Consider the following 23174-nt stretch of genomic DNA (forward strand, 5'->3'; position numbering starts at 1 on the left):
ATGGGGCGATGCTGGAGGCTGGCGGCGATCGCAGCCGCTCTCGCGATCCTGGCCGCCTGCGCCACGGCCCCACCTGCGCCGGTTGCGCCGCCGCCCATACCCGCCCCGCCGGCCCAGCCTGCCCCAAGCCCTGCCCCGCCGGCCGCGCCGCCCAGATCGACGCCGCCGCCGCGGCTCAGCCTGCACCTCGCCGATCTTCCCGGCTGGGCGCAGGAGGACCACGCCGCCGCGCTGCTGGCCTTCGAGGCCGGCTGTAGCGTCGCCCCCAACCCGGACATGGCCGCCGCCTGCCGTAGGGCCCGGAACGTCGGCGCCTTGGGCGAGGCCGCTGCGCGTGATTTCCTTGAAGCCAATTTCCGCGCCGAGCCGGTCGGTGATGGCGGCCTCCTGACCGCCTATTTCGCCCCGGAATACGAGGCCCGCGCCAGCCGCCGTGGAGAGTTCACCGCCCCGGTGCGCGCGCGGCCCGCCGACCTGGTGCTGATCGACCTTGGCCAGTTCGACCCTACCCTGACCGGCCGCAAGATCAGCGGCCGCATCGTCGGCGGCCAGCTGGTCCCCTATCCCGACCGCGCGGCGATCGAGGCCGCGCCCGCGGACGCGCCCCTGGCCTGGATGCGGCCCGAGGACCTGTTCTTCCTGCAGATCCAGGGCTCAGGCGTGCTGCGCCTGCCGGAAGGCCGCCGGCTGAAGGCGGTCTATGCCGGCAACAATGGCCGGCCGTTCGTCGGCGTAGCCAACATCCTGCGCGACCGCGGCGCCCTGGCGGCGGGGGATGCTTCGGCCGAGGCGGTGCGGAACTGGCTCGCCGTCCATCGCGGGCCGGAAGCGGACGCCGTGATGCGCCAGGACCCGCGCTATGTGTTCTTCCGCCTGGAGGCCGATGATGGGGCCGAGCCGGTCGGAACGGCGGGCGTGCCCTTGATTCCCGGGCGTTCGCTGGCGGTCGATCCCGCGAGACATGCCATGGGCGGGCTCTACTGGATCGACGCCGTCGCCCCGACCCTGAACGGCGCCATGCCGGCCTATCGCCGCATCGCCATGGCCCTCGACACCGGCGGGGCGATCAAGGGCGAGGTCAGGGCCGATCTCTATATCGGCGCCGGCGCCGCCGCAGGGCTGGAAGCGGGCCGGGTGCGCCATGTGCTCAGCCTCTACGCCTTGGCTCCTGTCGGCTCGGCCACCCAGTGACCCGCAGGCTGCGTCCGGAGGAGACCCACATCTGGGCCAAGGTCGCCGCCACCGTGCGGCCGGCGCCGGGGCGGCATTTCCCCACGGCCTTGCCGCTCGAAACCAAGCCCGAAACCTTGCCGGCGGTCGCGCCACAACCGGCCCCGGCCGCCAGGCCACAGATCAAGAGGCACGGCCCGCTCGAAGGCATCGAGCCCCGCCGCAAGCGCCGTATCGTCCGCGAACAGGAACTTGGCCCGCGCATAGACCTGCATGGCCTCGACCAGGATCGCGCGCGCCAGGCCCTGACCGGTTTCATCGCCCGGGCCTCAGAGGACGGCTGGCGGGCGGTGCTGGTGATCACCGGCAAGGGCGCCCTGGGCGACGGCGTCCTGCGCCGCATGGTCCCCCACTGGCTGGCCGAGCCGCCCTTGCGGGCCCTGGTCGCCGGGGTCTCGGAAGCCCAGCGCCACCACGGCGGCGCTGGGGCGCTCTATGTGGCGCTCAAGCGGCAGCGAGGCTGAGGCTTCAGGCCTTGCGCACGAACCGGGCGGCGAAGAAGCCGTCGGCGCCGCCCGGCAGCTGGTGCGGCAGCACCCGCAGGAGGCCGGCCTTGGTGACCGCGCCTTGGGGCGCCCCACCTTCACCGGGCTGGACCGGGGCCAAGGCGAAATCCTCATGCCGCGCCAGGAAGGCCTCAGCCTGGGCCTCGGCCTCTTCGGTCTCCAGCGAACAGACGCAATAGACCAGCCGCCCCCCCGGCTTCACCCGTTCGGCGGCGCTGTCCATGAGCCGCGCCTGCACGCCCGCCAGTTTGGCGATGTCGCCGGGGCGCGTGCCCCAGAGAACATCCGGATGCCGCCGGAAGGTGCCCGTCGCGGAACAGGGCGCGTCCAGTAGGACGGCGTCGAAGCGGCGCGAATCCTCCCAACGCTCGGCTTCGGCGGCGACCACCTCGGCGGTGAGGCCAGTCCGTTCCAGGGCCTGGGTCAAGCGGCGCAGCCGCTGGGCGGAGCGGTCGAGGGCCGTGACCTTGGCCCCCGCAGCCGCGAGCTGCAGGGTCTTGCCGCCCGGGGCGGCGCAAAGGTCGATGGCCGTCTCGCCGGGTTGGATGGCCAGCAGCCGGGCGGGGATGGCGGCGGCCGCGTCCTGCACCCACCAACGGCCCTCGGCATAGCCGGGCCAGTCGGCGACGTCGCCGCGCTTTTGCGACCTCAGCGACCCGCCGGGCAGGACTTCGGCCTCCAGGGCTTCCGCCAGTTCGCCGGCGCCCTCGGCTTGGCGCAGGCTGAGGTCGGTCAGGGGCTCCTCGGCGATCACCGCGGCCATGGCCCGGGCGTCCGCCTCGCCATAGGCCGCACGCCAACGGGCGAACAGCCAGCCGGGGGCCAGGACCTCGGGGTCGGCGTCGGGGGCCCCGTCGCGCTGCAGACCGCGCAACACGGCGTTGACTAGGCCCTTGAACGGCCGCGTGGCTTCGGCGGCGCCAGCCAGGCGCACGGTAGTGTCGATCGCCGCGTGGGCGGGGACGTCCATGAACAACAGCTGCGCCGCGCCCAGGCGCAACAGCATACGCACCGCCTCCGGCGGCGGCTTGGCCAGCTTGGCGTCCAAAAGGCGGTCGATCGCGCCCAGCCGCCGCAGCAGGGTCATGGCCGTCATTCGCGCCAGGGCCCGATCGCGCAGCTCCAGCCCGGCGAAGGGCTTGCGCACAAGGGCCTCCTCGAGCCCGCCGCGGTGATCCAGCGCCGCGGCCACCAGGTCCAGCGCCGCCCGGCGGGCGTCCAGGCCTTCGCCGAGGGGTGTTTCCGTATGGGCGGCGTCCGGCTTGGGCCTGGGCTTGCGGGCGTTGGGCGTCGGGCGTGGGCGGCGTGGGCCGGACGGGCGAGGGGGTTTCATCCGCGCCCCGTGCCCCCAAAGGCCGCTGACAATCAAGCAAAAAGGGCGCAAAATCCGCCCATGACGGAACTTCCCGAACACGCCGCCCCCGACAAGCCGCTCAGCCCGGCCGCCCAGCGGGCGCTGGAAGAGGCGGCGGAACGCCGCCGGCTGGTCGCCGAAGAGGCGAAAAAGGTCGAGGAACGGGGCGGCCCGGCAGGCCCCGAACCCACGCGGTTCGGCGACTGGGAGCGAAAAGGGATCGCTGTCGACTTCTGATCGCCGTTCACCCCAGGCGCGTATGGACTCGCAGGGTCGCGCACAGGTGCGTAGACCGGACAGCGACCAAGCCCCGGAGCCGGCCATGCCGTTCAAGCTCGCCAGACTAGCGCCCCTGTTCGTCCTCGCCCTGGCGGCGGCGGGCGCCTCAGCCGCCAGCGCCCATCCGCGTGCGGCGTGCTGCTGCCGGCCGCACGCCGTTCGTCACCACCTGACCCATGTGCGGACCATCGTGCGCGAGAAGGTGATCATCGACCACATTGTCGAGGGCCCCAGCGAATGGCGCCCCGCGCCTGAAGCGCCGCCGCCGCAGGAGGTCCAGGTCTCGGACCTCTGGCTCAGCGGCGGGGTCGGCCCCGCCAATGTGGGCGGCGGAGGCGGAGGCGGCGGATTCGCCTATGCCCAGGGCTCGGGGGCGGCGAACGCCGGGGCCTTCGCCCGCGCCAACGCCTTTGCGGCGGCCCAGGCCAGCGTCTCGGCCAATATCGCCGTCCACGTCGGGATCGGCGGTCATGGCGGACACGGCTGTGGCTGCGGCAAGGGCGGCCACTGGTAGAAGAGACTCAGGCCTCCGCCATCTCCTGCACCACGCTGAGCGCCGCCGCGCGCGGGTCATTGGCGGCGGTGATCGGCCGGCCGCAGACCAGGTGGCTGGCGCCGGCGCGCAGGGCCTCTGCCGGGGTCGCCGCGCGGGCCTGATCGTCGGCCTTGGACCAGGACGGCCGCACCCCCGGCGTCACCACCAGAAAGCCCGGCCCGCCGATCTGGCGCGCCAGCTCGGCCTCGTGCGGGCTGGCCACCACCCCGTCGAGGCCCGCATCCAGGGCCTGGCGGATGCGCCGCTCGACCAGGTCGCGGACCTTCAGCCCATAGCCGAGCTGGACCAGGTCGTCTTCCGACAGGCTAGTCAGCACGGTCACCCCGACGATCTTGACCCCCAGCGCGCCGGCCCGTCCGCGCACGGCGGCGGCCATCACCTGGGGTTCGGCGTGCACGGTCAGGAGATCGCAGGCGCCGGTGGCGACGATGGCCGCCGTCGCCTTCTCCACCGTGGCTCCGATGTCGTGCAGCTTCCAGTCCAGGAACACCTGGCGCCCGCGGCGCTTCAGGTCCTTGGCCATGTCCATGCCGCCGCCGGCCAGAAGCTGCAGGCCGATCTTGTAGTAGCTGACCGCATCGCCCAGCCGCTCGACCATGGCCTCGGCGTCAGCGCGTGTCGGCAGGTCCAGCGGGATGATCAGCCGCGGATCGGCGGGCGTGTCCTGCAGGCGGGCGGCGGCGAGGGTCATCGAGGGCTCCGTAGCGTACGGGCGCGCGACCCGGCGTTTCGAACGAGCGGGGCGGCGCGGATTTCGAGGATTTAGGCTAAGACAAAAACATGAGCCTTGCAGAACTCTCGGTCAACTTCTTCGTCGCCCTGTTCGCCCTGATCGACCCGGTGGGCAACGTGCCCTTGTTCGCGGCGGCGACAGTGGGCGCGACCCCGGCCGGCCGGCGGCGGCTGGCTGCCTATATCGCCCTATTCTCGCTGGTGTTTCTGACGCTGATCTATTTCAGCGGTCTCTCGATCCTGCAGTTCTTCGGCATCTCCATGCCGGCTTTCCGCATCGCCGGCGGCATCCTCCTGTTCCTGTTGGGCCTCGACATGGTGCGCGACGATTTCACCGCCCGCTTCGCCGACGAGAGCGAGGAGGGCGCCGAGCCCCTGTCCACCAGCGCCTACGCCCGGCGCCGGTTCGAACGCCTGGTGGTGCCCTTCGCCATGCCGCTCCTGATCGGGCCGGGAGCGATCTCGACCGTGGTGATCTATGCCGCCGAGGCCAAGGATTTCGGCATCCGGGGCATGGGGGCGGGCGTTGGGGTGATCGCCGCCATCGCCCTGTCGATCCTGGTGTCGTTCTGGATGACCAGCCTGATCTCGCGCGCCCTGGGCCGCATCGGCATGACCATCGTCGTGCGCATCCTGGGCCTGATCCTCTGCGCCATGGCGGTGCAGTTCATCATCGCCGGAGTCGCGGCCTCGACCCACAATCTCGTGCGGCACGACGCGGTCTCGCCCTACGAGACGGACAAGTAGGCGCGTTCACCTTCAGAGAAGGTGGGCCAGGCTCGGATAGTTGATCAGCACGATCCCGGCCATGGCGATCACCGCGGCCAGGGTCGAGGCGGCCAGCATCCAGATCACCCCGTGTCGTTCGGCGCCGCGAACCTTGCTGAGGGGCAGATCGACGCCGTCGCCGTCCTGGTGCTCATGGAGATGCTGGCGATAGGTTTGGGTCATGGGCGGACCTCCGTTCGGCGCGAGCGCTGAAGCGGGGCGCATCGGCGATGCGCGGCGCGCTCGCTTAAACCCGGCCCTGATCTTATCGCCTTTTGCGAATGCGACCAAATCGCCGCCGGGGAATGCGGTCTGGCGTTCCTGAATTCCGCGCCGGCCGCCCTCTGGTTCAATCTTCAGAGCGCGAGGTCGGCGATCACCGGCGCGTGGTCGCTGGGCCGCTCCCAGGCGCGCACGTCGTCATGGATGCGGGCCTCGGCGCCCCGCCCGGCGAAGGCCTGGGCGTGCAGGGCGGGGGTGGCCCAGATGTGATCCAGCCTCAGGCCCCGGTTGGAGGCGCGGAAATCGGCGGCGCGATAGCTCCACCACGAAAACAGCTTGGTCGGGTCCGGCGTGGTCTCGCGCACCAGGTCGACGAAGCCGGCGGAGGCGCGCAGCTTCTCGATCGCCGCCAGCTCGATCGGGGTGTGGCTGACGATCTTCAGCATCTGTTTGTGGCTCCAGACGTCGAATTCGCCGGGGGCCACGTTGAAGTCGCCGGTGATGACCAGGGGCGCCTTGGGGCCGGCCGCCGCGGCCTTGGCCGACAGCCGCTCGAGGAAATCGAGCTTGTGGTCGAACTTGGGGTTCAAGGTCCGGTCGGGGATGTCACCGCCCGCGGGGATGTAGAAGTTCTGGATCTCGACGCCCTGGACCTTCACGGCCACCGAGCGGGCATGACCCTCGCGACAGGCGCCCCAGTCGGCGCCCGGCTCCAGCGGCAGGCGCGAGGCGGTGGCCACGCCATGCCAGCCCTTCTGCCCGGCGATGGCCAGGTGCGGCAGGCCCATGGCCTCGAAGGCCTCGCGCGGGAACTCGGGCGCCTGGCACTTGATCTCCTGCATGCACAGCACATCCGGCTGCTGCTCGGCGACGAAACGGGCGACCTGCTCGACGCGCAGGCGGACGGAGTTGACGTTCCAGGTGCAGATTCGAAGGCGCATGCCGGCTTCATCTCACGACCCGGCGCGCAAAAAAAGCGCCCGAGGCGGAGGGCCGCGCTCGGGCGTCTGAAGTCGTCTCTCATGCCGCCGCCGGGAGGGGATTGGGATCCGGGACGGAAACAAAGCGTCGGAGGTCAGTCCTACGCCTCATGCGTGTTAAATGTGCCACTTGGGGCAAAAAAAGTCAATACGAAATCCGTTTCAATCTTGATTGTGACGAATATGTCTCAATTCAGGGCTGTGCCGCTGTCGCCCCCCCGCCACCCGGCGGCGCGAACAGGGCAGGATCCAGCCCCGAGGTTGCATGAAGGCCCGTCAGACGAATGCGGGTGGTGCGGCCCTGGCCGTCGGTCAGGCTCCATTCGCGCAAGCGCACGGGGGCGTCGGCGAACACCAGGGTGATCTGCCCCTGGGACCGGTGACGGGCGTCGACCGCGGTGAGGGCGAAACCGTCGCTGAAATGGTCGACATTGGTCACGCTGACCCCGCGGTCCAGCCGCACGTGCTCGGCCAGGAACAGGGACAGGGGGGTCGCGCTCAGGGGATAGTGGTTCACCGTCTTCAGCCGGGGATCATAGACCCAGACCCTGCGTCCGTCCGAGACCGTCACCATGCCGTAGGGCGGATCGTAGGCGAACCGCGCCCGGCCGGGCCGAGACAGGTAGAGGTCGCCATTGGTGGTGCGCCCGCGCGGGTCGGTCTGCTCGAAGCGGCCCTTCAGTTCGTTCAGCCCGTCCAGATAGGCGGCGGCCTTGGCCACCACCGCCTTGTCCTCGTCGCTGAGGTCGTCGGGCGAAGGCTGGGCCAGCACCGGCAGTGCGGCCAGCGAAAGGGCGCCGGCGAGAAGGCTGCGGCGGGTGGTCTGTCGATGGCTCAAGTCGGACTCCTCGGCTCGTTGCGCCGTTCTAACGCGCAACACGGCCGGAAAAGCAACGCGATCACGGCGCCAGTTTGGCGAAAGGCTCAGATCGGGGGGGGCGGCCCAGCCAGAATGTCCCGCTTGCCGGCGTGGTTGGCGGGGCCGACGATGCCCTCCTGCTCCATCCGCTCCATCAGCGAGGCGGCGCGGTTGTAGCCGATCTGCAGCCGGCGCTGGATGTAGCTGGTCGAGGCCTTGCGGTCGCGGGTGACCACGGCCACGGCGCGGTCATAGAGGTCGTCGCCCGAGCCGCCGCCCTCGCCGAACATGTCGCCGCCCTCGCCGTCCTCGTCGTCGCCGCCGGCGGTGATTTCCTCCAGATATTGCGGCTCGCCCTGGTCGCGCAGGAACTTGGCCACCGCCTCGACCTCGCCGTCGCTGACGAACGGCCCGTGCAGGCGGGTGATGCGCCCGCCGCCGGCCATGTACAGCATGTCGCCCTGGCCCAGCAGCTGCTCGGCCCCCTGCTCGCCCATGATGGTGCGGCTGTCGATCTTGGAGGTGACCTGGAAGCTGATCCGGGTCGGGAAGTTGGCCTTGATGGTGCCGGTGATCACGTCCACCGACGGGCGTTGGGTGGCCATGATCAGGTGGATGCCGGCGGCGCGGGCCATCTGGGCCAGGCGCTGGACAGCGCCCTCGATATCCTTGCCCGCCACCATCATCAGGTCGGCGACCTCGTCGATCACCACCACCAGATAGGGCATGGGCTCTGGCCTGAGCTTCTCCTCCTCATAGACCGGGCGGCCCTGCTCGTCGAAGCCGGTCTGCACCGTGCGCACGAAATGCTCGCCCCTGGCCTGGGCCTCCAGCGCCTTTTCGTTGTAGCCGGCGACGTTGCGCACGCCGATCTTGGACATCTTGCGATAGCGGTCCTCCATCTCGCGCACGGTCCATTTCAGCGCGACGATGGCCTTCTTCGGGTCGGTGACGACCGGCGCCAGGAGGTGCGGGATGCCGTCATAGACCGACAACTCCAGCATCTTGGGGTCGATCATGATGAAGCGGCACTGATGCGGGGCCAGGCGGTAGAGGATCGACAGGATCATGGCGTTGACCCCCACCGACTTGCCCGAGCCGGTGGTGCCGGCGATGAGCAGGTGGGGCATCTTCGACAGGTCGACGATATAGGGCTCGCCGCCGATGGATTCGCCGAGCGCCAGGGGCAGGTTCTGGCTGGCGCGCTCGAACTCGGGGGCGGCCAGAAGGTCGCGCAGATAGACGGTCTCGCGGCGGGTGTTGGGCAGCTCGATGCCGATGGCGTTGCGCCCCTGCACCACCGAGACGCGGCAGGCGGCGACGCTCATCGAGCGGGCGATGTCGTCCGACAGGGCCACCACCCGGGCGGACTTCACCCCGGGCGCGGGGACCAGTTCATAAAGGGTGACCACCGGGCCGGCGCGGATCTGGTCGACGGTTCCCTTGACCCCGAACTCGGCCAGCACGCTTTCCAGCATGCGGGCATTCTGGCGCAGGGCGCCCTCGTCGAACATGGCCGAGCGCGGCTTGGGCTTGGCCAGCATGGACAGTTCCGGCAGGTGGAAGCCGCTGGGCCGGACGAAGTCGAAGCTCTGCTGGTTCTCGCGCTGCTCGCGGTCCGAGCCGCGCGGGGCCGGCGTGCGCGGCGTCTTCACGGCGGGCTGGGCGCGCGGGTCGGCGTCGTCCTCGTCCGACTCGGGCGCGGCGGCGGCCGGAGTTCCCGCTGGCGGGTCGGCCGGCAGCTCGATGTGGACGCCACGGCGGGCGGGTCGTTCCTGTCTCGCGCGGGCCACCTCCGGTTCATGGCGGGGCGCAGGCTTCAGCTTGGGCGCTCGCGGGGCGCGGGGCGCGGTCAGGGCGGCGATGATGGCCATGGGGCTGAGGCGGCCCAGGCCGACGGCGGCGCCCAAGGTCACCGCGGCGACCACCGCCAGCACGCCGGCGCCGATCGTCCGCCCACCCGGAGCGTGGGCCATGCGCAGCAGGGCGGCGAAACCGTTCAGCAGGCTGTCGCCCCAGAAGCCGCCCAGGCCGCGGGCCAGGGGCCAGGTCGCCGGCGTCGGCAGGGCCGTCAGCACCCCGGCCAGGGCCAGCAGGCCCACCAGGCCGAACCACATCCGCCGCCGCAGCACCGGGCGCGACAGGTCCGGATCGCGATCGGCGATCCGCCCGAGGCCCATCACCAGCAATACTATGGCCAGCAGCCACGCGCCCAGGCCCAGGGACTGCAGCCCCAGGTCGGCCGCATCGGCGCCCAGCCGACCCATCAGGTTGTGCGGCCGCTCGCCGGACACCGCGTTCAGGCTCGGGTCCGTGACGCGATAGGTGGCGAAGGCGATCAAGAGGAACACACCGAGCGTCGCGGCCGCCACGCCGCGGAGGCGGGCAGCCATGGGATGGCGCCAGCCGGCCTCGGCCACCGCCCACATCCATTCCAGGCCCGACCGTCGCGCTACCCTGGCCATCGTACGCTGATACTCCCTAAAGCCCGCCGCAGGTTTCGGCCAAGAGGGTTAAGGCGTGTTTACCATGGGCTGAATCGCAGCGCCGCACCGTTCGGATTTCAGCTTAATCCCGTCACGCCTCCAGGCTAAGATTCGCTCATGGCGGAAGAACGTTTCATCGGCGGCTGGACCCGCTCCTCCCTCGCGGCGCGCACGCCCGAGGAACGCTATGCGATCTGGAAGCGCGCCCGCGGCCTGAGAACCGCCGACGGCAACCAGCTGGCGCGCGAGATCGAGCTTCTAGGCCTGCCCTATGCCGAGCCCGCCCGGCTGGACGACGACGATCCCATGCGCGCCCGCATGGCCGAGATCGTCACCTCGCCGGAGGGCCGCTCGGCCTGCATCGAGGCTACCCTCGACGGCCTGCCGGCCATAGCCGGGGTCGATCCCCTGCTGCATGAGGAATTCGGCGCCGCCTACCGGCTCAGCGACGAGGCCGTGGCTACCGCCGCCGCCCTGGTGGCCGAGCTGATGACGCGCGAGGGCTATGTGGACTCCGGGCGCAAGACCCTGCCCAACCGCTATGTCGCCCGCAGCGGCGTGTTCTGGAAGCGCGGCTGAGCCTTGAACCTGTTCTTTCGCCAGCGCCTGGCCGATGGCGACCGGATCGAGGTCGCCGGCGTGCCCGTGCGCCTGCGGGTCAACAGCCGCGCCCGCCGGGTCTCCCTGCGCCTCGACCTCGCCAGCGGCGAGATGGTGGCCACCGCCCCTAACCTGCGCCAGCTCTCGGCCGCGGCCGATTTCGCTCAGCAGCGGGCCGAGTGGATCCGCCACCAGCTCGCCGCCCGACCGCAACCGCTAGGACTGGTCCCCGGCCAGGCGATCGAGGTCCTCGGCCGGCCCTGCCTTTTGGCCCATCGCCCTGGTCGCGCGGCCTTCCACCCCGCGGCGGGCGGCGAGCCGGCGCGGATCGGTGTCGGCGGCGACCCCGCGCGCTTTTCCAATGGCGTGATCCGTGTGCTCAAGGCCGAGGCCCTGGGCTTCCTGTCCGAACGCACCGAGGTTCATGTCGCCGCCATCGGCAAGCCTCTGCCCACGGTCAGCGTCGCCGACGCCCGCTCCCGCTGGGGCTCCTGCCGCCCGCCCCGCAGCCGCGGCTTCGGCGCCGAGTGCGAGGTCGGTCGCATCCGCTATTCCTGGCGCCTGATCCTGGCCCCTTACGCCGTCGCCGACTACGTCGCCGCCCACGAGGTCGCCCACCTGGTGGAAGCCAACCACTCGCCGCGGTTCTGGGCGGTGGTAAAAGATCTGGTCGGCGACCACCGCCCGCACCGGGAATGGCTGCGGGAGCACGGTGCCCGGCTGCATGCGTTTGGGGGTGGGTGAGGCGCGGCCCTCAAAACCTCGTCATCCCGGCCGGAGCGCAGCGAAGAGCCGGGACCCAGCCGCACCGACTTCGACGCCGCCATCGTCGCGCGTCGAGACCTGGTGTGCTGGGTCCCGGCTCTCCAGCCCGCTGCACGGGCCTCCGGCCGGGATGACGAGGTAAGGGGGCGGTAGGAAGCCTACAGCCCCTTCAACACAGCATCACCCATCTGCGCGGTCGTCAGCGACCCGCCGATGTCCCGCGTCCGCGCGCCTTCCTCCAGCGCCGCCTTGACCGCCGCGTTCAGCTTGTCGGCCAGGTCGGTGCGGCCCAGCGACCAGCGCAGGGCCATCTCGAAGGACAGGATCGCCGCCAGCGGGTTGGCCAGGCCCTGCCCCGCGATGTCAGGGGCCGAGCCGTGGATGGGCTCGTAGAGGCCGGGCTTGCCGGGATCGCCCAGGGCGGCGGAGGGCAGAAGGCCGATGCCCCCGGTCAGCATGGCCGCCTCGTCCGACAGGATGTCGCCGAACAGGTTGTCGGTGACGATCACGTCGAACTGCAGCGGGTTCTTGACCAGCTGCATGGCCGCGTTGTCGGCCAGCATGTGCTCCAGCTGCACGTCGGCATAGTCGCGGGCGTGCAGGGCGGTGACCACCTCGCGCCACAGAAGGCCCGTCTCCATGACGTTGGACTTCTCGCAGCTGGTCACCTTGTTGCGCCGGCCGCGGGCCAGCTCAAAGGCGACGCGGCTGACGCGTTCGATCTCGCTGGTCGTGTAGACCTGGGTGTCGACCCCGCGTTTCTGGCCGTCGGCCAGGGTTTCGATGCCCCGCGGCTGGCCGAAATAGACCCCGCCGGTCAGCTCGCGCACGATCATGATGTCGAGGCCGGAGACGAACTCCGGCTTCAGCGCCGAGGCGCCGGCCAGGGCGTCGAAGCAGATGGCGGGGCGCAGGTTGGCGTAGACGTTCATCGCCTGGCGCAGGCGCAAGAGGCCCGCTTCCGGCCGTTGAGCCCGCGGCGCGCCGGCCCACTTCGGCCCGCCGACCGCGCCCATCAGGACGGCGTCGCTGGCCAGGGCCACGGCCTCAGCCTCCTCCGTCAGCGGCGTGCCGAACTGGTCGAAGCTGGTCCCGCCGAAGGCCCGCTCCTCCAGCGTCAGGTCGTTGGCCAGCCGGCTGGCCACGCGGCGGACCTGTTCGATCACCTCCGGGCCGATGCCATCGCCCGGGAGAAGCAGAAGCGTGCTCATGGAAGGTCCTCTAGATGACGCGCTCGTCGGCCACGTCGTAGGCGGTGATGCTGCGCTCGGAAACCCCGAACTCTGGCCACAATGCGCGCCATTTCGCCATGTGCTCGGTCTGGAAGTGTGCGGTCAGGGCGCCGCGGTCGCGCCAGACCTCAAAGACCCGGATCAGGCCCGGATCGGCCACGTCCTCGGCATAGCTGTAGACGATGCAGCCTTCCTCGGCGCGGGAGGCGTCCAGCATCTCGCGCATGTGCGGCAGGAACCGCTCCAGGCTGCCGGGCTGGACCCGCACGCTGCCGGCGACGATCACCTTCATGGCCTGCGCTCCAGCCAGGGCTGGGCCAGCTTGCGGCGTTCTTCGAACAGGCCGATCTCGCCAGCGTGGACCAGGGTTTCGCCCACCGCGTCCAGGCCCTTCAGCAGCTTTTCCTTGCGGCCCGGGTCGATCTCGAAGGCGAAGGTCTTGCCCGAGGGCGAGACCACCGTCTGGCTCTCCAAGTCGACGCTGAAGATGTGATTGCCGCCCTTGGCCTCGTCCATCAACTCGCGCACCTGGGCTTCCGGCAGGGTCAGGGGCAGCAGGCCGTTGTTGAAGCAGTTGTTGTAGAAGATGTCGGCGAAGGACGGGGCGATCACGCAGCGGACGCCGAAGTCCAGGAGCGCCCAGGGCGCATGCTCGCGGCTGGAGCCGCAGCCGAAATTATCGCCGGCGATCAGCACGCTGGCGCCCTGATAGGCGGCCTGGTTCAGCACGAAGTCGGGCCGTTCCTTGCCCTCGCCGTCGAAGCGCAGGTCGTAGAACAGGCCCTTGGCCAGGCCCTCGCGCTCCACGGTCTTGAGGAACTGCTTGGGGATGATCTGGTCGGTGTCCAGGTTGGCGATGGCCAGCGGGGCGGCCTTGCCGTCGAGATGGGTGAAGGGCTGCATGGGAAAGACGCTTAATCGCTCGCGGCGCTCAAGACCAGAGTGGGAACGCCCGCGGTGCGGTCGCGGACGGTGAAGACGTGGGTGCCGGGCTTTCGGCCCTGGCGCACCTCCGAGACGTTGAAGCCGGCCGCGGCGATGCGCTCGCGGGCGGCGTGCGGGTCGCGGGTGCGCCAGGCGAGGCCGCCGAAGCGGTCAGGGCCGTCGCCGGTAGAGTCCAGACCATGGCCGATCTCGACCACGCTCTTCCCGCAGCGGAAGAACAGCAGCCGGCTGTTCCAGGCCGGGTTGGTGCGGTCCAGCCTGAGGTACAGCCCCAGCCGCGCGCCGTAGAGGGCCGCGGCCCGGTCCGGGTTCGGGGTCTGCACCACCACATGGTCCAGGGCGTGCAAGGCGGCGCCGTCGGTTAAGGCCGACCGTGGAATGGGCTCCGCCTCGCACAGCGCCAGCGGCAGGCCGTGGCTGGACTCCGGCGCGATGAACGCTGCCTTGAGCGCCGTTCCGGGCGCGGCGGCTACGGAAAGCCCGCGCCGCTCGCAGAGCTTGACCGCCGCCTCCAGGTCGGAGGTCGCGAAGGCGATGGCCAACAGCCCCTCGCCCTGCTCGGCCAGCCGGGCGCGCACCCGGTCGCCCGCAGGCCCTTCGCCCTCCGCCGCGATGATCTCGATCGCCAAATTCTCCAGCCTCAGCCAGGCCCGCCGCGCCCCACCGGCCGGTTCCGTCCGCTCCGCCGGGCGGCCGAGCAGCGCCTCGTAGGCCGCGGTCCCCGCCTCCAAGTCGGCGACGGCGAGGGCGATGTGGTCTATGCCGGTGATCATGGCCCGATCCTATACCGGGCTGTCGCATGGACGGGAGTCCGCGCCGTCACGTCAGGGCGAGCAGGGGCGCCAGCTTTTCGGGCCGCTTGGCCAGGTAGCGCCGCGCGGCCTTCATCATGTCGGCGATTTCCGGTTTCAGGTGCTTCAGGCCCTCCTCCGCCGGCGCCGCCTTCAGCTCGAGGAAGGTCGCCAGGGCGAAGGCCCAGCCGCGTGGCGAGAAATAGCCGGACCGCTGCGAGCGCCAGCCCTGCGAGAAGGTGTCGCCATGCTGCTCGAAGGTGAAGGCGGTGTTGGCGCTGAAGACGGCCAGGCCGCGATAGGCGACGCAAAGTTCGGTGGCCAGTTCGTGCCCAGCCTCGCCGCCCGGCGGCGGCTCCTCGACGGTGCAGAGCAGGAAATGCGACAGCTCGTGGGCGAAGGTCGCCACCAGCTGGGCCGGCTTGTCGACCAGTTCGCGCGCATAGCAGATGATCGCCTCGCCATTGACCACCTGGAACGTGCCGCCGGCCTGGCCGGTGCTTTGCAGCGCCCAGAATTCGCCGACCCGCGCGGTCGAGGCCCGCTCGCGGGCCTCCAGCCGGCAGGGCCAGTTCTGCATGCCCATCAGCTCGCGCACGCAGCTGAACACGTGCTCGGCCCGGGCCTCGCCGGCGGCTTCGCTAGGCGGGAAATAGTCGCGGCTGGGCAGGACCAGCGGCGTCTGGCGGACCAGACCCATGCCGCCGCGATGGCGCATCAGCCAGGCCCAGGTCTCCAGGTGCCAATCCTCAAGGTCGGCGTCCAGGAACCGAGGGCCCTTGAACAAGGATCCGAACATGGGCGCCGTTCTCCCGCAATGGTTGTCCGCGGAAGCTTTACCGGAACAATAAGAGAACGCAAGTGGCGCCGCAGCCCTTCAGTCCGTATCCCTGTCCGGGTGCTGCAGGGAGACGATCGAGGCGAAATAGGGCTGCACCTTCTCCACCTCCTCACGCGTGCGCACCGGCAGGCCGGCCAGGTCCTCGAACCAGGGCATGCGGGCGGAGACGTCGTGCTGGATGGTCGGGCGGATGGGGGCGGGATCGTCGAAAGCGCCGATGGACAGATCCACATCGCCGGTGTCCGGCTCGAAGCTCAGCGGGGTGCCGCACTGGGCGCAGAAGCCGCGCCGCACGCGGTTGGAGCTCTGGAAATAGGCCGGCGCGCCGCGGGTCCATGTCATGCCGGAGATCACCGAGACGAACGGGCCGAAGAAGCCGCCGGTGGCCTTCTGGCACATGCGGCAGTGGCACAGGCTCGCCCGGCCCAGCGGCAGGTTCACCGAAAACCGCACCGCCCCGCACTGGCAGCCGCCGCTGACGCTGTCCTCGCTCATGCGGCGACCCTCTCCGCTGTAGCCTTGCGCCCGTCGTGGCCGGTGACGCGCAGCGGGATCACCTGGCCCGCCGGTGCGTCGCCGTCGAAGGCGATCTCGGTGAAATCCTCGGCGCGGGCCACGCCTTCGCGCTCGACCAGGCCCATCAGGGTGCGGCCGGCCTGGCGATCCAGGTGTCGGGCCAGGGCCGCCTCGCCCGCCTGGCGCAGCCGCTCGGCCCGGGGCTTGATCACCGCCCGGGTCAGCTGAGGCATGCGCGCCGCCGGGGTGCCGGGCCGCGGGCTGAAGGGGAAGACGTGCAGGAAGGACAGCCCCGCCTCGTCGACCAGGCTCAGGGTGTTCTCGAACATGGCCTCGGTCTCGGTGGGGAAGCCGGCGATCAGGTCGGCGCCGAAGGCTGTGTCGGGGCGCACGGCGCGCACCTGCTCGACCAGCTTCAGGGCGTCGGCCCGGGAATGGCGCCGCTTCATGCGCTTCAGGATCATGTCGTCGCCGGCCTGCAGCGACAGGTGCAGGTAAGGCATCAGCCGCGGCTCTTCGGCCAGGCAGCGCATCAGGTCGGGGTCGATCTCGGCCGCGTCGATCGAGGACAGGCGAAGGCGCGACAGCTCGGGAACCAGCTTCAGGATCCGGGCCACCAGCTGGCCCAGGGTCGGCGCGCCCGGCAGGTCGGCGCCCCAGGAGGTGACGTCCACCCCGGTCAGCACAACCTCGGCATAGCCTTGGGCGGCCAGGCGGCGGATCTGCTCGACCACCTCGCCCGCCGGCGCCGAGCGGGAATTGCCGCGGCCATAGGGGATGACGCAGAAGGTGCAGCGGTGGTCGCAGCCGTTCTGCACCTCGACGTAAGCCCGCGCCCGATCCTTCAGCCCGTCGATCAGGTGGCCGGCGGTCTCGCGCACCGACATGATGTCGTTGACCCGCACCCGCGGCGCGTCCGGCTGGTCGGCATAGGCGCCGGGCGCGGCCTTTTCCGCATTGCCCAGCACCAGGTCGACCTCGGCCATGCCGGCGAAGGCGGCGGGATCGATCTGGGCGGCGCAGCCGGTGACGATCAGCCTGGCGTCCGGCCGCTCGCGGCGGGCCTTGCGGATCGCCTGGCGCGCCTGGCGCACCGCCTCGCCGGTGACTGCGCAGGTGTTGAAGATGATCGCCTTGTCGAGGCCGTCTTCGGCCGCCCGGGCGCGGATCACCTCGGATTCATAGGCGTTCAGGCGGCAGCCGAACGTGACGACCTGAAGGTCGCTGCTCACGGCAGCACGCCCGCATAGTCCACCGAGACCGGGCCGGTCATCAGCACGTGGTCGTCGCTCTCGCGCCATTCGATGGTCAGGCGGCCGTGCTCGAACTCGACGGTGGCCTTGCGGTCGGTCAGGCCGCGGCGGGCTGCGGCCACCAGGGCGGCGCAGGCGCCGGTTCCGCAGGCCTTGGTCAGGCCGGCGCCGCGCTCCCAGACGCGCAGGCGGATATGGTCGCGGGCCTTGATCTCGGCGAAGCCGACATTGACCCCTTCCGGGAACAGGGGGTGGTGCTCGATCAGCGAGCCCGCCTCGCGCACCGGCGCGGTCTCGATGTCGGGCACGAAGAACACCACGTGCGGATTGCCCATAGAGACGCAGCCCGGGGTGTGCAGCACCGGATTGTCGATCGGCCCGACCTGAAGCTCGACGCCCTTGGTGTCCATCTCTTCGGCCAGGGGGATTTCGGTCCAGTCCAGGCCCGGCTCGCCCATGTCCAGCGTGACCAGCTTGTCGCCGGCCTTGCGACCGCTGAGCCGGCCGGCCCGGGTCTCGAAGGTGGCCTCCTCACGGCCGCTGGCCTCCATCAGCAGCCAGGCGACGCAGCGCGAGCCGTTGCCGCAAGCGTCGATCTCCTGCCCGTCCGCGTTCCAGAAGCGCACGAAGGCCTGGGTTTGCGGCGACTGGGTGACGGAGATGATCTGGTCGCAGCCGATGCCGGTTTCGCGGTTGGCGATGGCGCGCGCCGCCTCGATCCCCGGCTCGAACGGGCCATAGGGGCTTGAGGTATGCGCCTCGACCACGACGAAGTCGTTGCCCAGGCCATTCATCTTCAGGAACGGGCGGCTCATGGCCGGCTCATATAGGACAAGGCTTACCGTTTTTCACCTGGGATTGAGGCCGCACGGCGCCCACCTTCGGTAACCCCCGCAAAAACCCCTGGGCCGCCCCAGGGTAAGGGTGGTCTATTGCAACCCTCAGACAAGAACACGGACACCTGGGGAGCAGCCATGGACGATCTCGACGCCGAGGCCGAGGCCTTGCTGGCCGAGGCGGCCAAGCCCGTGCGCCGCGTGCGGCCGCGCCTCGCCCGCCAGCTGGCTGACGGCGAGGACCTGGAGGTCCAGACCAGCCACGGCCCGGTGATGGCCTGGCGCCTGGGCGTCGGCCCGGCGACCCTGCTGGTACACGGCTGGGAGGACGACAACGCCCTCTGGAGCCCCCTGATCGACGAATGCGCCAAGATCGGCCGCGCGGTGGTGGCCCTGGACCTGCCCGGCCACGGCTATTCCCAGAGCGAGGCCAACTCCATCGAGGCCGCCGCCGAGGCGGTGATCGCCGTGGCCCGGGCGCTGGGTCCCATCGACACCCTGGTCGCCCACTCGTTCGGCTGCCCGACCAGCATCACCGCCCTGTCCGAGGGGCTTTCGGTCGAGCGGGCGGTGATGATCGCCTCGCCCGTGCCCCGCTCACGCGATCGCAACTGGTTCGACGCGCGCTGGAAGCGGCGCCAGCGCGAGCGTGGCTGGGACGAGGCGGTGATCGAGCGCGCGGCCGAGCTCGGCCTCTTGCGCACGGCCGAGCGGATGGCCTCGCACGACCGGGTCGAGACCCTGATCCCGCAGATGACGGCCCGGCTTCTGGCGGTGCACGCCTTCGACGACGAACAGTGCCCGCCGGAGGCCAGCCGCATCATGGCCGACCGTTGGCCCGGGGGCGAAATCGCCCTGTTCGACGGCCTCGGCCATCGCCTGATCGCCCAGGACGATGCGGTGCTGGAGCGGGTGATGGCGTTTCTGGAGGACTTCGGCTAGCCCTTGCGTTCCTGCAGAATATTGCCGCCGTCGACCACCAGGACCGAGCCGTTGACGTAGCTCGCCTGGTCGGAGGCCAGGAACAGGGCGCAGGCCGCCACTTCGTCCGGCGATCCCGCACGCCCCAGCGGTGTCTTCAGGGCGGCCCGGCGCTCTTCGTCCGTGGCGGCGCCGGTGTCGATCCAGCCCGGGGCCACGGCGTTGACGGTGACCCCGCTCGGGCCGGCCTCCAGCGCCAGGGCGTGGGTCAGGCCGACCATGCCGGCCTTAGCCGCCGAATAGGCGCTCTCGCCGGCGTTGGAGACGTAAGGGCCGGTCACCGAGGCGATGTTGACGATGCGGCCGAAGCCGCCTTGCAGCATCGCCGGCAGAAAGCCCCGCGTGACCAGGAAACAGCTGGTCAAGCTGACCGAGATCCCACGATTCCAGTCGGCTTCGGACAGGTCGGCGAAGGGGGCCTGCAGGGCGGGCTGGGCCAGCGAGCCCATGCCGGCGTTGTTGACCAGAATCTCCACCGGGCCGCAGGCGGCTCTCAGGCGCTCGACCTCGGCGGCGCGGGTCAGGTCGAACACGCTGGCCTCGGCCTTTCCGCCATCGGCCCTGATCTCGGCCGCGCGGGCCAGCACCCGTTCGCTCGCGCCCGTCAGGTGGACGGCGAGGCCGGCGCGGGCCAGGCCGCGGGCGATGGCGAACCCTATGCCGTCCGCAGCGCCTGCGCCCGTGACCAGGGCGCGGCGTGCGCGCTGAAAGCTCTGCCCGCTCACCCGCCCGCCCCACAGAGTTCCGCCAGCGCCTCGCCATAGGCCGAGACGAAACCGTCCGCTTCGGCGTCGGTCAGGGCGGGGGCGGCCAGCACCATGTTGTGAAACGGGGTCACCAGGTAGCCGCGATTGAGCAGGAAGAGGTGCAGGGCCTGTTCGATCGGGTGCGAGGCCGCCGCGCGGGCCTCGGCGGCGTCGCGCACCGGGTCTTTTGCAAACACCACCTCGATCCGCGCCCCGACCCGGGCCACGTGCCAGGGCGGGCCGAAACGGGCGATGGCGGCCGCCAGGCCCCCGGCGATGCGGCCCGCCTGCCGCTCCATGGCGGCGTAGGCCTCGGCGGTCATCACCTCTTCCAGGCAGGCGCGCAGGCAGGCCAGTTGCAGGGCGCTGCCGGACAGAGTCGTGCCGATGCCGGAATGGCCGTCCGGGCGGGCGCGGCGCACCGCGTCCAGCCGTTCGGCGACCGCGTGGCTCAGGCCCCAGACCGCAGTCGGGACCCCGCCCGCCACCGCCTTGCCGGCGACGAACAGGTCGGGCTCAAGCCCGTGCAGGGCCGTGTAGCCGCCGAGACCGCTGGACAGGGTGTGGGTCTCGTCGATCAGGAGCAGAGTCCCGGCCTCCCGGGTCAGGCGGCGCAGGGCGGCATGGAAGCCCGGCCCAGGCAGGATCATGCCGCAGTTGGTCATCACCGGCTCGGCCAGCACGCAGGCGATCTCGCTCCCGGCCAGGGCGGCGGCCAGGGCGGCCTCGTCATTGAAGGGGATCGAGACGGTGGTCTGCGACAGGTCGACCGCCTGGCCCAGCAGGCTGCGCCGCGAGACCGTACGGCCGTCCACCAGGTCCACCAGGGTATCGTCCACCGCCCCGTGGTAGCAGCCGTCGAACACCAGCACCTTGGCCCGTCCGGTCACCGCGCGGGCGACGCGGATGGCGAAGCGGTTGGCGTCGCTGGCTGTGGCGGCGACCTGCCAGAACGGCAGGCCGAAGCGCTCAGCCAGCAGTCGCCCGACGGCTGTGGCGTCCGACGAGGGCAGCATGGTGGTCAGGCCCCGGCTGGCCGTCCGCTTCAGCGCCTCAAGAACCGGCGCAGGCCCATGACCGAACATGGCCCCGGTGTCGCCGAGGCAGAGGTCGACGATCTGGTGGCCGTCCAGGTCGACCAGCCGCGCGCCCGAGGCCTGATCGACCACCATCGGGAACGGGGTCGGCCAGTCGAGCATCCACAGCATGGGGACGCCATCCAGGAAGCCGCCAACACCGCCATGCGCCGCCCGGCTCTTTGGCCGCGCCTCGGCGAAGCGCGCCGCTTCGCGCGCGGCCATGACCTGGGCTCGCGCCTCGAGCGCGCTGCGGGACAGGATCTCGGACATGGTGGGCCTGGACTGCTTCTGTGATCACACAGCAACACCACGCTGGCGATGGCGGGTCAAGCGCTCGCACGTTCGGTGCGCCGGGTTATAGTCGGCGGCAAATCAAGGCGCGGCGGCAAGGCCCGCGCGGTTTGGGGGGCAGTCATGCGTCGCGTTCTGCAAGTCGCCTTGGCGGCAGGGGTCCTGTTGCTGCTCGCAACCGCCGGATTGGCCCTGGCGGATCGCGGAAACCAGCCGCCGACGCCCGACCGCGCGGCTCTGATCGCCCGGGCCAGGGCCTATGACGTTCACATCCGCCGCGACGAATGGGGCGTGCCACATATCAAGGGACCGACCGATCCCGATGTCGCCTTCGGCTTCGCCTACGCCCACGCCGAGGACGATTTCGCCACCATCGCCGAGACCGTGTTCACCGTGCGCGGTCAGCTCGCCGCGCAGATCGGGCCCAAGGGCGCGCCGACCGACTACCTCGTGCGCCTGTTCAAGGTGCGCGAGACCATCGACGCCCAGTACGACCGCGACCTCTCGCCCGATACCCGCCGGGTGCTTCAGGCCTATGCCGACGGGCTGAACTATTACGGCGCGCTGCATCCGGACCGCGCGCCGCCGGGCCTGTTGCCCGTCACCGCCAAGGATATCGACGCCGGCTTCGTCTTCCGCACGCCATTCTTCTACGGCCTGGACCACGTGCTGAAGGACATTACCGCCAAGACCAAGGGTTCGCCGCCGCCGACCGGCTCCAACGGCGTGGCCATGGCCCCCTCGCGCTCGGCGGATGGCGCCACGCGCCTGCTGGTCAATTCGCACCAGCCCTATACCGGCCAGGTGGCCTGGTACGAGGCGGTGCTGGACTCGGGCGAGGGCTGGCATGTCGCCGGCGGCTTCTTCCCCGGCTCGCCTTTCATGCTGCATGGGCATAACGAGCATCTGGGCTGGGCCAACACCGTCAACGACCCCAACCTGACCACCACCTACCGCCTGGCGCTGAACCCGGCCGACCAGAACCAGTACCGCCTGGACGGCGCCTGGAAGCCGCTGCAGCGAGCCACGGCGCATATCCGCATCAAGCTGTTCGGGCCGTTCTTCATCACCGTCTCCAAGCCGCTGGAGTGGTCGGCGCAGGGCCCGGTGTTCCGCACCGACCACGGCGTCTTCGCCCTGCGCTACGCTGGCATGGGCGAGGTGCGCCAGCCCGAGCAGTACTACCGCCTGGACAAGGCTCAGGACTGGAGCCAGTGGCGTTCGGCCATGGCCCTGCAGGCCCTGCCCTCGATCAACTACATCTACGCCGACCAGACCGGCCGCATCGGCTATGTCTACAATGGCCAATTCCCCAAACGGGCCGAGGGCCGCGACTGGCGGCAGATCCAGCCCGGCGATCGCTCGGACCTGATCTGGCATGGCTACCTGCCCTTCGACCGGGTCCCGCAGATCTGGGCGCCCAAGTCCGGCTGGGTGTTCAACTCCAACAACACCCCCTTCGCCGCCACCGATCCAGCCGACGGGCTGAAGCCGGCCGACTTTCCCGCCAGCATGGGCCTACAGGAGAACATGACCAACCGAGCGTTCCGCGCGCAGGAGACCTTCGGCCAGGACCACGCGGTGACCGACGCCAGTTTCCGCGCGCACAAGTTCGACATCACCTATTCCGAGCGTTCGGACATGGCGCATCTTGTCGCCCAGATCGTCGCCGCCGATCCCGGCCCCTATGACGACGTCAAGCAGGCCCAGGCGATCCTGAGCCGCTGGGACCGGCGCACCGACATTCACAATCGCTCGGCCGCGCTCGCGGTCCTGACCGGGGTCGAGGCGATCAAATCGCAGGATAATCCCAGCCCCCCGCCGCCCATGACCGCTCTGCGCCACGCCATGACCACGCTGAAGACCCATTTCGGCCGGCTGGATCCCGAATGGGGCCAGCTGAACCGAATCCGCCGCGGGAGCGTCGACCTTCCGATCGATGGCGGCCCCGACACCTTCCGCGCCGTCTATGGCGAACCCCAGCGCGATGGAACCCTGACCGCCGCCGCCGGCGACACCTTCATCATGTTCGTGACCTGGGACCGCGCCGGCAAGGTCAGTTCGGAGAGCGTTCACCAGTTCGGCTCGGCCACCCTGGACGCCTCATCCCCGCACTATGCCGACCAGACCCCCCTGTTTGTGGCCATGAAGACCAAGAAGGTCTGGTTCACCGAGGACGGACTGCAGGGGCATGTGAAGGCGGACTACCGGCCAGGCGAGGCGCACTGAGCCGGGAAACCCTTCTCCTCCACTGTTGCGCGCAGCGGGCCGGGGGACCTGGCGGCCCGTCGACAGCCCCCCGTTCTGCGAACAGGGGAGCAGAAAG

At 70.6% G+C, this 23174-nt stretch carries 25 protein-coding genes; 9 read left to right on the forward strand and 16 right to left on the reverse strand.

Annotated elements, in window-relative coordinates; all coding sequences use genetic code 11:
- Positions 1 to 1191 (forward strand): MltA domain-containing protein, encoded by a 1191-nt coding sequence (locus KCG34_RS16445; protein ID WP_211936711.1) that lies wholly within the window; start codon positions 1 to 3, stop codon positions 1189 to 1191.
- Positions 1188 to 1694, forward strand: coding sequence for a Smr/MutS family protein (locus tag KCG34_RS16450; RefSeq protein WP_211936712.1), 507 nt, complete (start codon positions 1188 to 1190; stop codon positions 1692 to 1694). The genes KCG34_RS16445 and KCG34_RS16450 overlap by 4 nt, the downstream gene beginning before the upstream one ends.
- Positions 1695 to 1698: 4 nt before the next feature.
- On the opposite strand, the gene KCG34_RS16455 is transcribed toward KCG34_RS16450, so the two are convergent.
- Positions 1699 to 3069 carry an RsmB/NOP family class I SAM-dependent RNA methyltransferase gene (locus KCG34_RS16455; protein WP_211936713.1) on the reverse strand — a complete coding sequence of 457 codons (1371 nt, stop codon included), beginning with the start codon at positions 3067 to 3069 and terminating at the stop codon, positions 1699 to 1701.
- A 60-nt stretch (positions 3070 to 3129) separates the two neighbouring features.
- On the opposite strand from KCG34_RS16455, the gene KCG34_RS16460 reads away from it, so the two are divergent.
- A complete protein-coding gene (locus KCG34_RS16460) occupies positions 3130 to 3327 on the forward strand; it encodes a DUF1674 domain-containing protein (RefSeq protein ID WP_211936714.1) in 198 nt (65 codons plus the stop codon).
- An 85-nt stretch (positions 3328 to 3412) separates the two neighbouring features.
- Positions 3413 to 3883 (forward strand): hypothetical protein, encoded by a 471-nt coding sequence (locus tag KCG34_RS16465; RefSeq protein ID WP_211936715.1) that lies wholly within the window; start codon positions 3413 to 3415, stop codon positions 3881 to 3883.
- Between the two features lie 7 nt (positions 3884 to 3890).
- On the opposite strand, the gene pyrF is transcribed toward KCG34_RS16465, so the two are convergent.
- Positions 3891 to 4616 carry an orotidine-5'-phosphate decarboxylase gene (gene pyrF / locus KCG34_RS16470; RefSeq protein ID WP_211936716.1) on the reverse strand — a complete coding sequence of 242 codons (726 nt, stop codon included), beginning with the start codon at positions 4614 to 4616 and terminating at the stop codon, positions 3891 to 3893.
- 89 nt (positions 4617 to 4705) lie between these two features.
- Here pyrF and KCG34_RS16475 point away from each other — a divergent pair, with 89 nt between their 5' ends.
- A complete protein-coding gene (locus KCG34_RS16475; RefSeq protein ID WP_211936717.1) occupies positions 4706 to 5404 on the forward strand; it encodes a MarC family protein in 699 nt (232 codons plus the stop codon).
- A 12-nt stretch (positions 5405 to 5416) separates the two neighbouring features.
- On the opposite strand, the gene KCG34_RS16480 is transcribed toward KCG34_RS16475, so the two are convergent.
- From KCG34_RS16480 to KCG34_RS16495, 4 genes are all read right to left on the reverse strand, one after another.
- A complete protein-coding gene (locus KCG34_RS16480) occupies positions 5417 to 5608 on the reverse strand; it encodes a hypothetical protein (protein WP_211936718.1) in 192 nt (63 codons plus the stop codon).
- A 173-nt stretch (positions 5609 to 5781) separates the two neighbouring features.
- A complete protein-coding gene (xth, locus tag KCG34_RS16485; RefSeq protein WP_211936719.1) occupies positions 5782 to 6588 on the reverse strand; it encodes an exodeoxyribonuclease III in 807 nt (268 codons plus the stop codon).
- A 232-nt stretch (positions 6589 to 6820) separates the two neighbouring features.
- Entirely contained in the window at positions 6821 to 7465 is a 645-nt protein-coding gene (locus tag KCG34_RS16490; RefSeq protein ID WP_211936720.1) for a LolA family protein, read from the reverse strand.
- Between the two features lie 86 nt (positions 7466 to 7551).
- A complete protein-coding gene (locus KCG34_RS16495; RefSeq protein ID WP_211936721.1) occupies positions 7552 to 9951 on the reverse strand; it encodes a DNA translocase FtsK in 2400 nt (799 codons plus the stop codon).
- Positions 9952 to 10089: 138 nt separating this feature from the next.
- On the opposite strand from KCG34_RS16495, the gene KCG34_RS16500 reads away from it, so the two are divergent.
- Positions 10090 to 10551, forward strand: a complete 462-nt coding sequence (locus KCG34_RS16500; RefSeq protein WP_211936722.1) for a hypothetical protein — start codon at positions 10090 to 10092, stop codon at positions 10549 to 10551.
- A 3-nt stretch (positions 10552 to 10554) separates the two neighbouring features.
- Positions 10555 to 11316, forward strand: coding sequence for a M48 family metallopeptidase (locus KCG34_RS16505; protein ID WP_249138054.1), 762 nt, complete (start codon positions 10555 to 10557; stop codon positions 11314 to 11316).
- 179 nt (positions 11317 to 11495) lie between these two features.
- On the opposite strand, the gene leuB is transcribed toward KCG34_RS16505, so the two are convergent.
- From leuB to dapF, 8 genes are all read right to left on the reverse strand, one after another.
- Positions 11496 to 12548: a 3-isopropylmalate dehydrogenase gene (gene leuB / locus KCG34_RS16510; protein WP_211936723.1), complete on the reverse strand. Its 1053-nt coding sequence runs from the start codon at positions 12546 to 12548 to the stop codon at positions 11496 to 11498.
- A gap of 10 nt (positions 12549 to 12558) precedes the next feature.
- Positions 12559 to 12861 carry a putative quinol monooxygenase gene (locus tag KCG34_RS16515; RefSeq protein WP_211936724.1) on the reverse strand — a complete coding sequence of 101 codons (303 nt, stop codon included), beginning with the start codon at positions 12859 to 12861 and terminating at the stop codon, positions 12559 to 12561.
- Positions 12858 to 13472 (reverse strand): 3-isopropylmalate dehydratase small subunit, encoded by a 615-nt coding sequence (leuD, locus tag KCG34_RS16520; RefSeq protein WP_211936725.1) that lies wholly within the window; start codon positions 13470 to 13472, stop codon positions 12858 to 12860. The genes KCG34_RS16515 and leuD overlap by 4 nt, the downstream gene beginning before the upstream one ends.
- A gap of 11 nt (positions 13473 to 13483) precedes the next feature.
- On the reverse strand, positions 13484 to 14287 hold the full coding sequence (locus tag KCG34_RS16525) for a VOC family protein (protein WP_211936726.1): 804 nt from the start codon (positions 14285 to 14287) through the stop codon (positions 13484 to 13486).
- 46 nt (positions 14288 to 14333) lie between these two features.
- Positions 14334 to 15104, reverse strand: coding sequence for a hypothetical protein (locus KCG34_RS16530; RefSeq protein ID WP_211936727.1), 771 nt, complete (start codon positions 15102 to 15104; stop codon positions 14334 to 14336).
- 78 nt (positions 15105 to 15182) lie between these two features.
- Complete coding sequence (locus KCG34_RS16535) at positions 15183 to 15641, reverse strand: GFA family protein (RefSeq protein ID WP_211936728.1); 459 nt, start codon at positions 15639 to 15641, stop codon at positions 15183 to 15185.
- A complete protein-coding gene (gene mtaB, locus KCG34_RS16540) occupies positions 15638 to 16894 on the reverse strand; it encodes a tRNA (N(6)-L-threonylcarbamoyladenosine(37)-C(2))-methylthiotransferase MtaB (protein WP_249138055.1) in 1257 nt (418 codons plus the stop codon). Before mtaB ends, KCG34_RS16535 begins: the two co-directional genes overlap by 4 nt.
- On the reverse strand, positions 16891 to 17730 hold the full coding sequence (gene dapF, locus KCG34_RS16545; protein ID WP_211936730.1) for a diaminopimelate epimerase: 840 nt from the start codon (positions 17728 to 17730) through the stop codon (positions 16891 to 16893). Before dapF ends, mtaB begins: the two co-directional genes overlap by 4 nt.
- A 159-nt stretch (positions 17731 to 17889) precedes the next feature.
- Between dapF and KCG34_RS16550 the strand changes: the two genes are divergently transcribed.
- A complete protein-coding gene (locus KCG34_RS16550) occupies positions 17890 to 18693 on the forward strand; it encodes an alpha/beta fold hydrolase (protein ID WP_211936731.1) in 804 nt (267 codons plus the stop codon).
- Here the strand turns inward: KCG34_RS16550 and KCG34_RS16555 are convergent.
- Positions 18690 to 19457, reverse strand: coding sequence for an SDR family NAD(P)-dependent oxidoreductase (locus KCG34_RS16555; protein ID WP_211936732.1), 768 nt, complete (start codon positions 19455 to 19457; stop codon positions 18690 to 18692). The two genes, KCG34_RS16550 and KCG34_RS16555, sit on opposite strands and share 4 nt — an antisense overlap.
- Complete coding sequence (locus KCG34_RS16560; protein ID WP_211936733.1) at positions 19454 to 20827, reverse strand: transaminase; 1374 nt, start codon at positions 20825 to 20827, stop codon at positions 19454 to 19456. The genes KCG34_RS16555 and KCG34_RS16560 overlap by 4 nt, the downstream gene beginning before the upstream one ends.
- Before the next feature lie 144 nt (positions 20828 to 20971).
- Here KCG34_RS16560 and KCG34_RS16565 point away from each other — a divergent pair, with 144 nt between their 5' ends.
- The gene (locus KCG34_RS16565) at positions 20972 to 23077 is read left to right on the forward strand and encodes an acylase (RefSeq protein WP_211936734.1); all 2106 of its coding nucleotides are present in this window, start codon (positions 20972 to 20974) and stop codon (positions 23075 to 23077) included.
- The last annotated feature ends 97 nt before the right edge of the window (positions 23078 to 23174 follow it).

The sequence above is a fragment of the Phenylobacterium montanum genome, from assembly GCF_018135625.1.
GTDB lineage: Bacteria > Pseudomonadota > Alphaproteobacteria > Caulobacterales > Caulobacteraceae > Poindextera > Poindextera montana.

Coding starts and splice junctions, on each gene's coding strand:
- KCG34_RS16445 (WP_211936711.1), top strand. CDS start 1: ATGGGGCGATGCTGGAGGCTGGCGGCGATCGCAGCCGCTCTCGCGATC.
- KCG34_RS16455 (WP_211936713.1), bottom strand. CDS start 3,069: ATGAAACCCCCTCGCCCGTCCGGCCCACGCCGCCCACGCCCGACGCCC.
- KCG34_RS16460 (WP_211936714.1), top strand. CDS start 3,130: ATGACGGAACTTCCCGAACACGCCGCCCCCGACAAGCCGCTCAGCCCG.
- KCG34_RS16465 (WP_211936715.1), top strand. CDS start 3,413: ATGCCGTTCAAGCTCGCCAGACTAGCGCCCCTGTTCGTCCTCGCCCTG.
- pyrF (WP_211936716.1), bottom strand. CDS start 4,616: ATGACCCTCGCCGCCGCCCGCCTGCAGGACACGCCCGCCGATCCGCGG.
- KCG34_RS16475 (WP_211936717.1), top strand. CDS start 4,706: ATGAGCCTTGCAGAACTCTCGGTCAACTTCTTCGTCGCCCTGTTCGCC.
- KCG34_RS16480 (WP_211936718.1), bottom strand. CDS start 5,608: ATGACCCAAACCTATCGCCAGCATCTCCATGAGCACCAGGACGGCGAC.
- xth (WP_211936719.1), bottom strand. CDS start 6,588: ATGCGCCTTCGAATCTGCACCTGGAACGTCAACTCCGTCCGCCTGCGC.
- KCG34_RS16495 (WP_211936721.1), bottom strand. CDS start 9,951: ATGGCCAGGGTAGCGCGACGGTCGGGCCTGGAATGGATGTGGGCGGTG.
- KCG34_RS16500 (WP_211936722.1), top strand. CDS start 10,090: ATGGCGGAAGAACGTTTCATCGGCGGCTGGACCCGCTCCTCCCTCGCG.
- leuB (WP_211936723.1), bottom strand. CDS start 12,548: ATGAGCACGCTTCTGCTTCTCCCGGGCGATGGCATCGGCCCGGAGGTG.
- KCG34_RS16515 (WP_211936724.1), bottom strand. CDS start 12,861: ATGAAGGTGATCGTCGCCGGCAGCGTGCGGGTCCAGCCCGGCAGCCTG.
- leuD (WP_211936725.1), bottom strand. CDS start 13,472: ATGCAGCCCTTCACCCATCTCGACGGCAAGGCCGCCCCGCTGGCCATC.
- KCG34_RS16525 (WP_211936726.1), bottom strand. CDS start 14,287: ATGATCACCGGCATAGACCACATCGCCCTCGCCGTCGCCGACTTGGAG.
- KCG34_RS16530 (WP_211936727.1), bottom strand. CDS start 15,104: ATGTTCGGATCCTTGTTCAAGGGCCCTCGGTTCCTGGACGCCGACCTT.
- KCG34_RS16535 (WP_211936728.1), bottom strand. CDS start 15,641: ATGAGCGAGGACAGCGTCAGCGGCGGCTGCCAGTGCGGGGCGGTGCGG.
- dapF (WP_211936730.1), bottom strand. CDS start 17,730: ATGAGCCGCCCGTTCCTGAAGATGAATGGCCTGGGCAACGACTTCGTC.
- KCG34_RS16550 (WP_211936731.1), top strand. CDS start 17,890: ATGGACGATCTCGACGCCGAGGCCGAGGCCTTGCTGGCCGAGGCGGCC.
- KCG34_RS16560 (WP_211936733.1), bottom strand. CDS start 20,827: ATGTCCGAGATCCTGTCCCGCAGCGCGCTCGAGGCGCGAGCCCAGGTC.
- KCG34_RS16565 (WP_211936734.1), top strand. CDS start 20,972: ATGCGTCGCGTTCTGCAAGTCGCCTTGGCGGCAGGGGTCCTGTTGCTG.